Source organism: Acinetobacter sp. SCLZS86, assembly GCF_021560715.1.
Taxonomy (GTDB): Bacteria; Pseudomonadota; Gammaproteobacteria; order Pseudomonadales; family Moraxellaceae; genus Acinetobacter; species Acinetobacter towneri_A.
In genome coordinates this window covers 3,057,755-3,073,028 of the sequence record NZ_CP090864.1, presented here as the reverse complement: position 1 = coordinate 3,073,028, position 15,274 = coordinate 3,057,755, and the positions used below count along the sequence as shown (strand labels likewise).

7 protein-coding genes, 2 tRNA genes and 3 rRNA genes are annotated in these 15,274 nt (G+C 44.2%); 8 read left to right on the top strand and 4 right to left on the bottom strand.

The annotated features are described in order from the left end of the window. Positions 1 to 221 precede the first annotated feature (221 nt). From LZP46_RS14735 to LZP46_RS14700, 8 genes are all read left to right on the top strand, one after another. A complete protein-coding gene (locus tag LZP46_RS14735) occupies positions 222 to 791 on the top strand; it encodes a peptidylprolyl isomerase (RefSeq protein WP_329608983.1) in 570 nt (189 codons plus the stop codon). 434 nt (positions 792 to 1,225) lie between these two features. After that, positions 1,226 to 2,763 (top strand): 16S ribosomal RNA (locus tag LZP46_RS14730). A gap of 59 nt (positions 2,764 to 2,822) precedes the next feature. Then, a tRNA-Ile gene (locus LZP46_RS14725) sits at positions 2,823 to 2,899 on the top strand. A gap of 55 nt (positions 2,900 to 2,954) precedes the next feature. After that, positions 2,955 to 3,030: transfer RNA gene (locus LZP46_RS14720), tRNA-Ala, on the top strand. 477 nt (positions 3,031 to 3,507) lie between these two features. Beyond that, positions 3,508 to 6,401, top strand: a 23S ribosomal RNA gene (locus tag LZP46_RS14715). Positions 6,402 to 6,592: 191 nt separating this feature from the next. Next, positions 6,593 to 6,707: ribosomal RNA gene (rrf, locus tag LZP46_RS14710) — 5S ribosomal RNA — on the top strand. The 16S, 23S and 5S rRNA genes sit together here with 2 tRNA genes alongside, the layout of an rRNA operon. Positions 6,708 to 7,042: 335 nt before the next feature. After that, positions 7,043 to 8,401 carry an MFS transporter gene (locus LZP46_RS14705; RefSeq protein WP_178319202.1) on the top strand — a complete coding sequence of 453 codons (1,359 nt, stop codon included), beginning with the start codon at positions 7,043 to 7,045 and terminating at the stop codon, positions 8,399 to 8,401. A 191-nt stretch (positions 8,402 to 8,592) separates the two neighbouring features. Continuing rightward, on the top strand, positions 8,593 to 9,762 hold the full coding sequence (locus LZP46_RS14700) for a PQQ-dependent sugar dehydrogenase (protein WP_179991239.1): 1,170 nt from the start codon (positions 8,593 to 8,595) through the stop codon (positions 9,760 to 9,762). A gap of 424 nt (positions 9,763 to 10,186) precedes the next feature. Here LZP46_RS14700 and LZP46_RS14695 read toward each other — a convergent pair whose 3' ends face one another. From LZP46_RS14695 to ribF, 4 genes are all read right to left on the bottom strand, one after another. Beyond that, positions 10,187 to 10,669 carry an FKBP-type peptidyl-prolyl cis-trans isomerase gene (locus tag LZP46_RS14695; RefSeq protein ID WP_236094270.1) on the bottom strand — a complete coding sequence of 161 codons (483 nt, stop codon included), beginning with the start codon at positions 10,667 to 10,669 and terminating at the stop codon, positions 10,187 to 10,189. Beyond that, complete coding sequence (lspA, locus tag LZP46_RS14690) at positions 10,662 to 11,201, bottom strand: signal peptidase II (protein ID WP_236094269.1); 540 nt, start codon at positions 11,199 to 11,201, stop codon at positions 10,662 to 10,664. Before lspA ends, LZP46_RS14695 begins: the two co-directional genes overlap by 8 nt. Continuing rightward, positions 11,194 to 14,040: an isoleucine--tRNA ligase gene (gene ileS, locus LZP46_RS14685; protein ID WP_236094268.1), complete on the bottom strand. Its 2,847-nt coding sequence runs from the start codon at positions 14,038 to 14,040 to the stop codon at positions 11,194 to 11,196. Before ileS ends, lspA begins: the two co-directional genes overlap by 8 nt. A 66-nt stretch (positions 14,041 to 14,106) precedes the next feature. Next, entirely contained in the window at positions 14,107 to 15,108 is a 1,002-nt protein-coding gene (gene ribF, locus LZP46_RS14680) for a riboflavin biosynthesis protein RibF (protein ID WP_236094267.1), read from the bottom strand. Positions 15,109 to 15,274: the final 166 nt, after the last annotated feature.

Here is a 15,274-nt window from a genome sequence, read left to right as displayed (position 1 = left end):
AGCCAAAAGGTAGAGCTTGTTTTAAAAATTGTGGGCTGAGCCAATAATTTAAAATATAGGCTTCACCTTGAGGTTGCCAAGGTGCTGAACATAGTCGGATCTGATCAGAATTATTTTTTACATAAGTTTTCCAGCATGATAGAAAATAACCACTGATTTATTCGCATAATCTTATTAATATAGATGCAATGCAAATACAACACAGATGGATTGGTCAGCAAATGTTAAAACAAAGTGTGTTTACCATGGCAGCAATGCTTATCAGTTTCAATGCGATGGCAGCCAACACTGTGGTAGAAATGACAACCAGCATGGGCAATATTGAAATCGAACTGTTTAATGATAAAGCCCCAATTTCTGCAAAGAATTTTGAAAACTATGCTAAGTCAAACTTCTATAACGGTACAATCTTCCATCGTGTCATCCCGGGCTTTATGGTGCAAGGCGGTGGTATGGATGCCAATATGCAAGAAAAGCCAACCAAAGCAACCATTCGTAATGAATCAAGCAATGGTTTGAAAAATACCCGTGGTACCTTGGCGATGGCACGTATGAATCATCCTGACTCTGCCAGCAGCCAATTCTTTATTAATGTGGTAGATAACGATTTCTTAAATCGAAGTCCACGTAACGCAGGTTATGCGGTATTTGGTCAAGTCACTAAAGGGATGGATGTTGTCGATAAAATTGTGAAAGTACCCACTGGAAACTATGGCATGCACCAGAATGTACCTAAACAAGCGGTAAAAATACTCAGTGTGAAAGTAAAAGAGACTGCCCCAACAAAATAAGCGGATTTAGATTACAAAAATATGAAAAACATATTTTTAATTTAAAATTATAGGGTTAGTGCGATTTTTGAGTATTTTTGAACCAAAATGGTGCGTAAAAATCCAACACTCGTGAAAACAAGCAGTTAAAAGCGCTTGCACGTGTAGGAAATTGCCCTATAATGCACTCATCCCGACGCGAAACAGCCTACGAACTTAGCTTACAGGGTTAAGTTGTTAGAAGTGTTTTGCGTTAAAATTTCTGCTGACGAGGCAGAAATTAAGATCATTAAGAGATTATGAAGAACAACTTGTGTGGATTTTTACTGATTGATTAATCGAACATATTTCATTGATTGATTGGTTTAAATTACTCGAAGTTTATTTGAGCGAATTTAAGTCAGAAAATTGATGAGCCAGATTTGGAAGTTTAGATTAAAACTTCAAAATGATTTTAACTGAAGAGTTTGATCATGGCTCAGATTGAACGCTGGCGGCAGGCTTAACACATGCAAGTCGAGCGGGCGAGGTTGCTTCGGTAACTGAGCTAGCGGCGGACGGGTGAGTAATGCTTAGGAATCTGCCTATTAGTGGGGGACAACATTCCGAAAGGGATGCTAATACCGCATACGTCCTACGGGAGAAAGCAGGGGATCTTTATGACCTTGCGCTAATAGATGAGCCTAAGTCGGATTAGCTAGTTGGTGGGGTAAAGGCCTACCAAGGCGACGATCTGTAGCGGGTCTGAGAGGATGATCCGCCACACTGGGACTGAGACACGGCCCAGACTCCTACGGGAGGCAGCAGTGGGGAATATTGGACAATGGGGGGAACCCTGATCCAGCCATGCCGCGTGTGTGAAGAAGGCCTTTTGGTTGTAAAGCACTTTAAGTGGGGAGGAGGCTTACCTGGTTAATACCTGGGCTAAGTGGACGTTACCCACAGAATAAGCACCGGCTAACTCTGTGCCAGCAGCCGCGGTAATACAGAGGGTGCGAGCGTTAATCGGATTTACTGGGCGTAAAGCGCGCGTAGGTGGTTAATTAAGTCAAATGTGAAATCCCCGAGCTTAACTTGGGAATTGCATTCGATACTGGTTAGCTAGAGTATGGGAGAGGATGGTAGAATTCCAGGTGTAGCGGTGAAATGCGTAGAGATCTGGAGGAATACCGATGGCGAAGGCAGCCATCTGGCCTAATACTGACACTGAGGTGCGAAAGCATGGGGAGCAAACAGGATTAGATACCCTGGTAGTCCATGCCGTAAACGATGTCTACTAGCCGTTGGAGGATTTGATCCTTTAGTGGCGCAGCTAACGCGATAAGTAGACCGCCTGGGGAGTACGGTCGCAAGACTAAAACTCAAATGAATTGACGGGGGCCCGCACAAGCGGTGGAGCATGTGGTTTAATTCGATGCAACGCGAAGAACCTTACCTGGCCTTGACATAGTAGAGACTTTCCAGAGATGGATTGGTGCCTTCGGGAATCTACATACAGGTGCTGCATGGCTGTCGTCAGCTCGTGTCGTGAGATGTTGGGTTAAGTCCCGCAACGAGCGCAACCCTTTTCCTTACTTGCCAGCATTTCGGATGGGAACTTTAAGGATACTGCCAGTGACAAACTGGAGGAAGGCGGGGACGACGTCAAGTCATCATGGCCCTTACGGCCAGGGCTACACACGTGCTACAATGGTCGGTACAAAGGGTTGCTACACAGCGATGTGATGCTAATCTCAAAAAGCCGATCGTAGTCCGGATCGCAGTCTGCAACTCGACTGCGTGAAGTCGGAATCGCTAGTAATCGCGGATCAGAATGCCGCGGTGAATACGTTCCCGGGCCTTGTACACACCGCCCGTCACACCATGGGAGTTTGTTGCACCAGAAGTAGGTAGTCTAACCGTAAGGAGGACGCTTACCACGGTGTGGCCGATGACTGGGGTGAAGTCGTAACAAGGTAGCCGTAGGGGAACCTGCGGCTGGATCACCTCCTTAACGAAAGATTGACGATTGGTAAGAATCCACAACAAGTTGTTCTTCATTGATGTATCTGAGGGTCTGTAGCTCAGTTGGTTAGAGCACACGCTTGATAAGCGTGGGGTCACAAGTTCAAGTCTTGTCAGACCCACCACTACTGACGAAGCAATTATGCAGAAGAAGATACATCGAATCACAGATGATAAGCTGGGGACTTAGCTTAGTTGGTAGAGCGCCTGCTTTGCACGCAGGAGGTCAGGAGTTCGACTCTCCTAGTCTCCACCAAATTTCAAGATTAGAAAACTTAAAGCACTGCTTTAAGGCTTTTCCTTGAAATTTAAGCAAACAGCTATGCTGTGCGCAGGCACACATATACTGGAGCTTTAAGCTAAAGATTGCAGAACTTAATAAAAGATCGAAAGAATCGAGTGATTAGATTTGATGGTTTATTAAGTTCTGTGATTTAAATATCACAGTATTTACTGCAGTCCGACGAGGATGCATTAATTCATTAACAGATTGGCAAAATTGAGTCTGAAATAAATTGTTCAACTCATTTAATTCAAGATTGACAGTAATGCTTCGGTGTTACGGTTTAATTACGAATTGAAATGAGAACTAGCAAATTAACTGAATCAAGCGTTTTGGTATATGAATTTAGATTGAAGCTGTACAGTGCTTAAGTGCACAAAGCAACAAACTGTGGGCGCAAGCCTGTTGTTACACTCACTTGTAAGTGTTAACGACTGTTTGGGGTTGTATAGTCAAGTAATTAAGTGCATGTGGTGGATGCCTTGGCAGTCAGAGGCGAAGAAAGACGTGATAGCCTGCGAAAAGCTCCGGGGAGGCGGCAAATATCCTTTGATCCGGAGATTTCTGAATGGGGAAACCCACCTACCTTAAGGTAGGTATCGTATGATGAATACATAGTCATACGAAGCGAACGCGGGGAAGTGAAACATCTCAGTACCCGTAGGAAAAGAAATCAATTGAGATTCCCTCAGTAGCGGCGAGCGAAAGGGGAAAAGCCCATTAAGTTATGTGTGTTTTAGTGGAATGCTCTGGGAAGTGCAACCATAGTGGGTGATAGTCCTGTACACGAAAGGGCACACATAATGATGACGAGTAGGGCGAGGCACGTGAAACCTTGTCTGAATATGGGGGGACCATCCTCCAAGGCTAAATACTCCTGACTGACCGATAGTGAACCAGTACCGTGAGGGAAAGGCGAAAAGAACCCCTGTGAGGGGAGTGAAATAGATCCTGAAACCGCATGCATACAAGCAGTGGGAGCCAACTTGTTTGGTGACTGCGTACCTTTTGTATAATGGGTCAGCGACTTATATTCAGTAGCGAGGTTAACCGAATAGGGGAGCCGTAGAGAAATCGAGTCTTAATAGGGCGTCTAGTTGCTGGGTATAGACCCGAAACCGGGTGATCTATCCATGAGCAGGTTGAAGGTTGGGTAACACTAACTGGAGGACCGAACCCACTGTCGTTGAAAAGCCAGGGGATGACTTGTGGATAGGGGTGAAAGGCTAATCAAACTCGGTGATAGCTGGTTCTCCCCGAAAGCTATTTAGGTAGCGCCTCGGACGAATACCATTGGGGGTAGAGCACTGTTTCGGCTAGGGGGTCATCCCGACTTACCAAACCGATGCAAACTCCGAATACCAATGAGTACTATCCGGGAGACAGACTGCGGGTGCTAACGTCCGTAGTCAAGAGGAAAACAATCCAGACCGCCAGCTAAGGCCCCAAAATCATAGTTAAGTGGGAAACGATGTGGGAAGGCATAGACAGCTAGGAGGTTGGCTTAGAAGCAGCCACCCTTTAAAGAAAGCGTAATAGCTCACTAGTCGAGTCGGCCTGCGCGGAAGATGTAACGGGGCTAAAACTATGTGCCGAAGCTGCGGATGCATAATTTATTATGCGTGGTAGGGGAGCGTTCTGTAAGCCGAAGAAGGTGGATTGAGAAGTCTGCTGGAGGTATCAGAAGTGCGAATGCTGACGTGAGTAACGACAAAACGGGTGAAAAACCCGTTCGCTGAAAGACCAAGGGTTCCAGTCCAACGTTAATCGGGGCTGGGTGAGTCGACCCCTAAGGCGAGGCCGAGAGGCGTAGTCGATGGGAAATTGGTTAATATTCCAATACTTCAGTGTAATGCGATGAGAGGACGGAGAAGGTTAAGTCAGCCTGGCGTTGGTTGTCCAGGTGAAAGGAAGTAGGCATGCATCTTAGGCAAATCCGGGGTGCTCTATGCTGAGATCTGATAGCAAGCTGTACTTGTACAGTGAAGTGGCTGATACCCTGCTTCCAGGAAAAGTCTCTAAGCTTCAGTTACACTGGAATCGTACCCGAAACCGACACAGGTGGTCAGGTCGAGTAGACCAAAGCGCTTGAGAGAACTCTGCTGAAGGAACTAGGCAAAATGGTACCGTAACTTCGGGAGAAGGTACGCTGTTGATGGTGATAGGACTCGCTCCTTGAGCTGTCGACAGCCTCAGAAACCAGGCCGCTGCAACTGTTTATTAAAAACATAGCACTCTGCAAACACGAAAGTGGACGTATAGGGTGTGATGCCTGCCCGGTGCTGGAAGGTTAATTGATGGGGTTAGCGTAAGCGAAGCTCTTGATCGAAGCCCCAGTAAACGGCGGCCGTAACTATAACGGTCCTAAGGTAGCGAAATTCCTTGTCGGGTAAGTTCCGACCTGCACGAATGGCATAATGATGGCGGCGCTGTCTCCAGCAGAGGCTCAGTGAAATCGAATTCGCCGTGAAGATGCGGTGTACCCGCGGCTAGACGGAAAGACCCCGTGAACCTTTACTGCAGCTTGACATTGAACTTTGACCTTACTTGTGTAGGATAGGTGGGAGGCTTTGAAACTTGGACGCTAGTCCGAGTGGAGCCGTCCTTGAAATACCACCCTGGTAATGTTGAGGTTCTAACTCTGTCCCGTTATCCGGGACGAGGACCATGTCTGGTGGGTAGTTTGACTGGGGCGGTCTCCTCCTAAAGAGTAACGGAGGAGTACGAAGGTGCGCTCAGCGTGGTCGGAAATCACGCGTAGAGTATAAAGGCAAAAGCGCGCTTAACTGCGAGACCCACAAGTCGAGCAGGTACGAAAGTAGGTCTTAGTGATCCGGTGGTTCTGTATGGAAGGGCCATCGCTCAACGGATAAAAGGTACTCTGGGGATAACAGGCTGATACCGCCCAAGAGTTCATATCGACGGCGGTGTTTGGCACCTCGATGTCGGCTCATCTCATCCTGGGGCTGAAGCAGGTCCCAAGGGTATGGCTGTTCGCCATTTAAAGAGGTACGCGAGCTGGGTTTAGAACGTCGTGAGACAGTTCGGTCCCTATCTACCGTGGGCGCTGGAAATTTGAGAGGATCTGCTCCTAGTACGAGAGGACCAGAGTGGACGAACCTCTGGTGTACCGGTTGTGACGCCAGTCGCATCGCCGGGTAGCTATGTTCGGAAGGGATAACCGCTGAAAGCATCTAAGCGGGAAGCCTACCTCAAGATAAGATTTCCCCGAGGCTTTATGCCTCCTAAAGAGCCGTTGAAGACTACGACGTTGATAGGTTGGATGTGGAAGCATAGCGATATGTGAAGCTGACCAATACTAATTGCTCGTGAGGCTTGACTATACAACACCCAAACAGTTGGCGTTGTATGCTCAATCGATTCAAATCCAATCAGTCAATTCAGACTGATCTTGATTTAGTTAACGCTAAACAATAAAATTCAGACCCAATACAGCCCAATCTGTTACAGATTCGGAAAACGCAGTGCATCACAGTCGTGAGTAAGACCAATGCAAGTCTCCGTAAACAGTTGTGCTGGCGACCATAGCAAGAGTGAACCACCTGATCCCTTCCCGAACTCAGAAGTGAAACCTCTTCGCGCTGATGGTAGTGTGGGGTTACCCATGTGAGAGTAAGTCATCGCCAGCTCATTATTCAAAGCCCCCTTGACATAAACGTCAAGGGGGCTTTTTTATACGGAAAGGAAAATATTAAGAAGAAAAGTAGAAGAAAGAAGTTTAAAACAATATATTTACAATAATAAATTATGTGAAAAATATAGCATATATCAAAATATCATAAATTACTGCAAGTCTATTTGGTCGAATTTATCTACAACTTTAGTCTAGGTTTTTAAGAAAATTAACCAGAGTTAAGTTTTTGCTGTAGACAAAAAGTGAATATTGATTCATTTTATATACAAAAGTGAATAACCATTCATTTTTTTATAAAATAAAAAGCTCACAATTGGAGGTGAGGGAAAAATGACAGCAACAACAATGAATGTGAATGCTGTAGTGGATCAAGCTAAGTTTAAACCTTTTCATTTAAAAATTGTACTTTGGTGCGTATTTGTCGTTATTTTTGACGGTTATGATTTGGCGATTAACGGTGTGGCTTTACCACTACTGATGCAAGAATGGAATATGACGGCTGTACAGGCAGGTATGCTTGCGAGTACGGCACTGGCAGGCATGATGTTTGGCGCCATGCTGTTTGGCATGTTGGCAGACAAAATTGGCCGTAAAAATGTCATATTAATTTGTGTGACGTTATTTAGTGGCTTTACTTTTTGGGGCGGCTTTGCATCCAACCCAACAGAGTTTGGTATTTTACGTTTTATTGCAGGTTTAGGGATTGGCGGGGTATTGCCTAACCTCGTGGCTTTAACCTCTGAATATGCACCACAAAAAATGCGTAGTACCTTAGTTACCACCATGTTCAGCGGCTATGCCGTGGGCGGCATTATGGCAGCCTTACTTGGTGCATGGTTGACGCCTAGCTTTGGCTGGGAAGTGATGTTCTATATTGCGGGATTACCGTTACTTATTTTGCCTTTATTGTGGTTTTTCTTACCAGAATCTTTAACTTTTTTGGTGAAAAAACAGCAACATGAAAAAGCGCGTCACATCGTCCAGCAAATTAGCCCACAAGAAAATATCAGCCCACAAACACAATTTGTATTAAATGAAGTACAAACCGCAGATGCCTCAATTGCAGCCTTATTTCAAAATAACCGTGGCATGAGTACTTTGCTGTTTTGGTGCTGCTTCTTTATGTGTTTGTTGATGGTTTATGCTTTGGGCAGTTGGTTGCCAAAACTGATGATGGCAGCAGGTTATTCGCTGGGTAACAGTTTAATGTTCTTAATGGCGATGAACATTGGTGCTGTGATCGGAACCATCAGTGGCGGGATTTTAGCAGACCGTTTCCACTTAAAACCTGTGATTATTGGCATGTTTTTATTGGGCGCATTCTCTCTAGTGGGTCTAGGCTTTAATTCACCACAGCCTGTGATTTATTTATTGGTGGGCTTAGCAGGTGCTTCTGCCATTGGCAGCAGTATTTTATTGTATAGCTTTGTTGCTCAGTATTATCCACTTACGATTCGTTCTACAGGTATCGGCTGTGCTTCTGCAGTGGGGCGTGTCGGTGCGATTGTAGGCCCTATTATTATTGGCGTACTTTTGGGCATGGATTTACCACATAAAATGAACTTTTTGGCGGTGGCGATTCCTGCAGTGATTGGTGCAATTGCAGTAGCACTGATTCGTTTACAAAGTACATCACAGGTGGTGAGTGAGCCAAGCGTGGTTAAAAAAGCCAGCCGATCTTATATTTAATTGATCGTTAGTGTTTTGGGACTTTGAAATTAAGGAGCATTGCTCCTTAATTTTTTGCCTATTCATTTTGTAGAAGATTTAAGTAAGAAAGTGTGTATCGCTACATTTCTACTGTGCACGAGGTACATTTCATTGATTATGATGTCTTGATTAGCACAAGCAAAGATTGAATGAATAGAGGAGCAATTAGGATGCTCAAGATAAATCGGCAATACTATGGATTTATATGTCTAGTTGTATTGGGTTTAACTACAGGGTGTAATGCGCAAGTTGAGCCGAAACAGAACACGGCTGCTTTAGAGTCAAAATCAACTTCTGCACAAAATTTACAACGCTATCAAATACAGCCAATTGCAGATTTTAATGAGCCGTGGGCATTGGCAGAATTACCCGATGGACGCCTATTAATTACAGAAAAAGCGGGGAAATTAAAACTTTTTGATCCAAAAACAGGTCAAAGCTTAGATGTTCAAGCTATCCCTGAAGTCGCCTATGGCGGACAAGGTGGTTTGGGTGACGTCATTTTAGATCCTGACTTTAAACAGAATCAGCAGATTTATTTAAGTTATGCCGAAGCGGGTGCGGGTGGTTACGGTGCAGTCGTGATTCGGGGCAAGCTTGTATTAGATGCCAAACCCACGCCAAAACTCACCCAAATTCAAAGAATCTGGCAGCAAGTGCCGAAAGTATCGGGACAGGGGCATTATGCGCATCGTATAAAGTTTGGTGCAGATGGCAAATTGTGGATAAGTTCTGGTGAGCGACAAAAGTTTGAACCTGCTCAGGATTTAAAATCTAATTTAGGCAAAATTTTGTGTCTAAATGCAGATGGCACAACCCCTTTAGACAATCCATTTCAAACACATGGAGAGATTGCCAAGCAAGTCTGGAGTTTGGGGCATCGCAACCCTTTAGGCATGGCATTCGATCCCGCAGGGCAGCTTTGGGTTGCAGAAATGGGACCTAAAGGTGGCGATGAGTTGAATCTGATTGTCAAGGGCGAAAACTATGGCTATCCACTGGTGTCGAATGGTGATCATTATAATGGGTTGCCCATTCCAGACCATGCAACTCGTCCTGAATTTACAGCCCCTGTTCTGGATTGGACGCCAGTCATCTCTCCCTCAAGTTTGATGTTTTATACGGGAGATGTATTCCCACATTGGAAGCATAAAGCGATTCTTGGTGGTTTATCTTCAAAAGCAATTATTGTGGTGGATACGCAAGCACAGCCTGTTCGGGAGTTACAGCGTATCGAGATGGGTCAGCGGATTCGTGGCGTACTTCAAGCACAGGATGGCAATATTTGGGTGATTGAAGATGGTCAATCTGCCAGATTGCTTAAATTGGTGGCTCCATAAAATAAATTTCTTCAGGTCTAAACTTATTTCAAAGTAGGACAAAAAACAAATAGAAAAAAGCCCCAACATCATGTCGGGGCTTTTTCAGATTTATGTTTAGGTATTACTCCTGTTATACCTTTCAGCGTCCTGCCGTTATATTATTTATTATTGTTATTCTTGCTTTTAGAAACATCCTGTTCCTGTATGTGTTAAATATAAAATGAAAGCTTAACTTTGCCTAGCGTCAATTTTCTGCAGTGCATGTAAGCTAAAGCGTACAACGATATATCGGTAAAATATAGATCAACAAACTGGATTTATTTAATTTTAAGTGGTTGATTATATTTAATAATTATATTTTTCAATAAAAAATCCCCCGAGTTCATTTTCTTGTACTTGGGGGATTTGGACAGCAGCAAGATTCAGCAAGTATACAAATTGTTTACATCAATTTAATGCCTTGTTGTCCTGCTGGGGTGACTCTAAAGATTTCCACTTCAAAGGTAATATTTTTACCCGCTAAAGGGTGGTTAAAGTCTACTTCGGTCACATCATCATTGACAGATTTCACCACGCCATACAGGCTTTGTTTGGCTTTATCTTCAAACTCAATCATGTGTCCTTCAACTGGACGTTGCTCAAATTTAACCGTATCAAAAGTTTGTATGTTTTCAGGGTTCCATGGACCAAATGCATCTTCAGGTGGAAGACTCACGGTGCGGCGGTCACCTGCACGCAAACCAAATAATGACTTTTCAAAACCAGGTAACAGGCTGCCATCACCCATAACCAAACTTACAGGTTCATCGCGGCTACGGGTGTTGTCAATTTCTACACCATTTTCAATGGCGACAGAAAAGTGCAACTCGACTTTTGAGCCATCTTCAATACGAGTTTCATCATTTGGATTAATAATTTCAGTCATGTTGCGCCTGCGCTCGTTCAATTCGGTGTTTTTCTAGGAAAAACGTATCAATTAACAGCAGAATGGTGCCAAGCGTGATGGCACTGTCTGCAATATTAAAGGCAGGGAAGTGGCTGTTGTTATAGTACACGTGAATAAAATCGACCACGTAGCCAAGACTGACCCGATCAATTAAATTCCCAATCGCACCACCTAAAATCAAGGCAATTGCCAAAGGCAGTACAATAACATTTTTTGGCATACGCATTAGCCAAAATACAAAAATTACAGACACTAAACCTGCCAGTGAGGTAAAGAAATAACGTTGCCATCCACCTGCATCGGACAAGAAACTAAAGGCAGCGCCATAGTTATGAAGTAAAGTCCAATTCAAAAAGGGCAATACAGGCACAGGATCTGCGTAATTCAGATGAGATACTGCAATCCATTTGGTCCATTGATCGAGAATAATCGCAACAATAGACAAGCCCATCCACCATAAATTATGTAGATAGAACTGGAATAAGCCCTTTTTGTGTTGTGGATTAGGCATATTTTCTCTCTTCGCCTTGACCTGTTGGTAGATTGATAATACAACGTGAGCACAAACCTGGATGTGCAGAATGTGTATTCACATCAGGAAGTACATGCCAGCAACGTACGCATTTTTCACCATCGGCTGCAGAAACTTTCACGTTCAAACCATCTAAATCTGAAGCTTCACCTTGTGCAGCATCAAAGTCATTTACAATCACTTGTGAAGTAATCAGGACAAAACGTAGCTCATCGCCTAGTTTATCCAATACGGCTTTGAGTTCGTCATTGGCCCAAAGTTCAACTTTGGCAGACAGGTTGGAACCGACAGTTTTGGCGGTACGCGCAGCTTCAATGAATTTATTGACAGCAGATTTAACAGCAATCAGGGTTTGCCATTCCGCTTCTGCTAGGATATTGGCTTCAGAAGCCACTGGAATCTCATACCACTCTGCAGTGAACACGTATTTTTCTGATTGCTCAGGGATGAGCGGCCATGCTTCTTGTGCCGTAAAGCTTAAGATTGGTGCCATCCAACGAACGAAAGCTTGAACCAAGTGATACAAAGCGGTTTGTGCAGAATGACGTGCTTGAGAGTCGGCTTTGGTGGTGTACTGACGGTCTTTGATGATGTCGAGGTAGAAGCCACCCAAATCATTAATACAGAAGTTGGTCAGCGCACTAGTCACGATATGAAAGTTCATATCTTTATAGGCTTGCTGAATGGTTTTCTGTACTTCTGCGGCACGTTGCAGGATGTATTGATCTAGTGCAATCAACTGATCTACAGGCAGTGCGTCTGTAGAGGGTTTGAAGCCATTTAGGTTGGCCAACAAGAAACGCAAGGTGTTACGGATACGACGATACCCGTCAGAGGCACGGCTAAAGATTTCCTTACCTGCGGTCATTTCATAGCGGTAATCCGCCGATGCAATCCAGAAGCGTAAACCGTCTGCACCCATGTCTTTAATAATGTCTTGTGGGGTAATGATGTTACCCAACGATTTCGACATTTTGCGACCTTTTTCGTCGACCACAAAGCCGTGTGTTAACAAGCCTTTATATGGTGCCCGTTCATTGATTGCAATCGAGGTGAGTAATGAAGATTGGAACCAACCACGGTGTTGGTCTGAACCTTCAAGATACAAATCGGCTGGGTCTTGCAGCTCTTCACGTTCACGTAGAACCGCGTAGTGCGTCGTACCTGAGTCGAACCAAACGTCTAAGGTATCGCGTACTGCATTGTAGTGCTCGGCATCATCGCCAATGAAGTCTTTAGCTTCACGGTTATACCAACCATCAATCCCTTCTTGTTCGATTAGTTTTGCAACTTCTTCAATCAATTCAGGTGTACGTGGGTGCAATTCATTGCTGTCTTTATGCACGAAGAATGGAATTGGTACACCCCAAGTGCGTTGACGAGAAATACACCAATCTGGGCGTCCTTCAATCATCGCTTGGATACGGTTTTTACCCCAATCAGGTACAAAGCTGATCTCATTTTCAATCGCATTGAGTGCACCTTGACGTAAACCTTGGTTATCCATGCTGATAAACCATTGTGGTGTCGCACGGAAAATAATTGGAGTTTTATGGCGCCAGCAGTGTGGATAGCTGTGTTTGATTGGGTGATGTGCCCAAAGCTTATTGTTTTCTGCCAAAGTCGCAATAATTTGTGGATTGGCTTTGTAGATGTGTTCGCCTGCAAAGATTGGTGCAGTCGGTAAATAAACGCCATTGCCACCGACAGGATTGTCAACTTTTAGGTTGTACTGTAAGCCAACTTTATAGTCGTCCACACCGTGTCCAGGTGCAGTATGTACAGCACCTGTACCACTCGTTGCGGTCACGTGTTCACCTAAAATTACAGGCACTTGGCGTGCTTGAATCAGTGGATGTTGTAAGATCAGGTTTTCGAGTTTGTCACCTGTAAAATCAGCTAGCACTTCATAGCTGCTAAAACTATAGCGTTCAGTCGCTGACTGTACCAACTCTTTGGCCAAAATAAAGTTTTGTGGTGCTTTGTCATCAGCACGTGCTTTCACCAATTGGTATTCAATTTCGGCATGCAATGCAACGGCTTGGTTAGCAGGCAAAGTCCACGGTGTGGTCGTCCAAATCACAATGTCAGTAGCATCATTCATTTGCACACCCAAACGTGCAGATAAATCGGCTAAATCGACCACAGCAAAACCGACATCAATCGCATCGGATTTTTTATCTTCATATTCAACTTCGGCTTCTGCCAATGCAGAACCACAGTCCAAACACCAGTTGACTGGTTTAAGACCTGGTTCAATATGACCTGCTTTGGCAATTGCACCCAATGAACGCACGATATCGGCTTCTTGCTTGAAGTTCATGGTGAGGTAAGGGTTGTCCCAATCACCAAATACGCCCATCCGTACGAAGTCTTTTTTCTGTAATTCGACTTGGGTGTAAGCATATTCGCGGCAGGCTTTACGAAAAGCCGAAGCATCGACTTTAACTCCCACCTTACCCACTTTTTCTTCTACTTTAAGTTCAATTGGTAAACCGTGACAATCCCAACCTGGAACATAGGGTGCATCATAGCCATCCATGACACGGCTTTTAATGATGATGTCTTTTAGGACTTTATTGACCGCGTGACCCAAGTGAATTTGACCATTCGCATACGGAGGGCCATCGTGAAGCACATATTTTTTCTTGCCAATACGCGATGCACGAATCTGCTGATAAATGTTGTCGGCATACCACTCTTCTAACCATTTCGCTTCACGTACTGCGAGATTTGCTTTCATTGCAAATTCAGTACCTGGGAGGTTTAGCGTGGCTTTATAATCCACTGCATTTTCAGGAGTTTGCTTATCGCTCATGCAAGTTGTCTTCCAGTTGAATCAGCCCATGGACTGACGCGTTTTACATTAAATATTTAGGGTAAATTAAAAAGGGAAATTTGGATGATCTTGTCGAAACTCAAGAAGTTTTTCAACATCATCATCAATTCCTGCCTTAAGTGCTTCAAGCGAAGGGTAGTTTTTTTCGCCATGTAAATAGTTTAAAAACGTGACCCGCATTAACAAGCCATACAGATTAGCAGAAACATTGGGGAAATGTACTTCTAATCGCCATTCGGGCTGTAATTGTTGGATGGCTGGGCGCGTACCTACATGCCCTGCACCAAATAAACTGTTTGGGCTGTAGCCTACAACACCTGTTTTATCGGGATGATCATGTTTGACTTTTTCACTTAAAGCGGTGGTTTCACAGACCACTTCAACACCATAAATACCGTTCAAACAAGGTTTATGACGGTTTAAGCGTACGTTAATGGTGGGAAAATCTAGGGTACGACCAATTTGATCGCCATATTGTACGCGCCCCGTAATACTATAAGGACGTCCGAGCAATTGGGCAGCGAGTGCCAAGTCACCTGCTTGTAAAGTTTGGCGAATACGGGTTGAGCTAACACGCTCACCATTTAGTTCAATGGTGTTTAAATTGGTGACCTGAAAGCCATAGTTGCGCAAAAACTCGCTATTGCCTTGGCGGTTTTTGCCAAAATGAAAATCATCACCCAAAACTAAATGTGTGGCATTCAGGGTATTTTTTAAAAGTTTTGCAAAGGCTTCAGCACTTAAACTACGGAAATGATTGTCAAACTTGGCCACGGCAATATAGTCGATGCCCAATTCGGTCAGATATTCAACTTTTTCCCGCAAAGAACTGATACGTGGCGGGGCATCATAACCTTTAAAAAATTCCAGTGGTTGTGGTTCAAATAGCATCACCACGGTTTTTAGTTGTTGTGCCGCAGCCACTGCTTTGAGTTGTTGAATCATCGCCTGATGACCGACATGCACACCATCAAAATTACCAATGGTCACGGCAGTTTGAGCTAAGTCGGTGGTAGAAGATAAAGCATTCAGGCGGAGCAGCTGCATGGTCGAATGAAGGTTGAAAATTTGTAAGAGCTATATATTGCCATATTCTCGCGCTTTCGTCTTGTTGTTGTGTTTTTAACCTGAAAAATTATCGAAAAATCAGGCAAAATCCGACAATTTAATCTGTAAATCGCAATGGGGTTTGCACCGCCTTCAAATTTCTTTT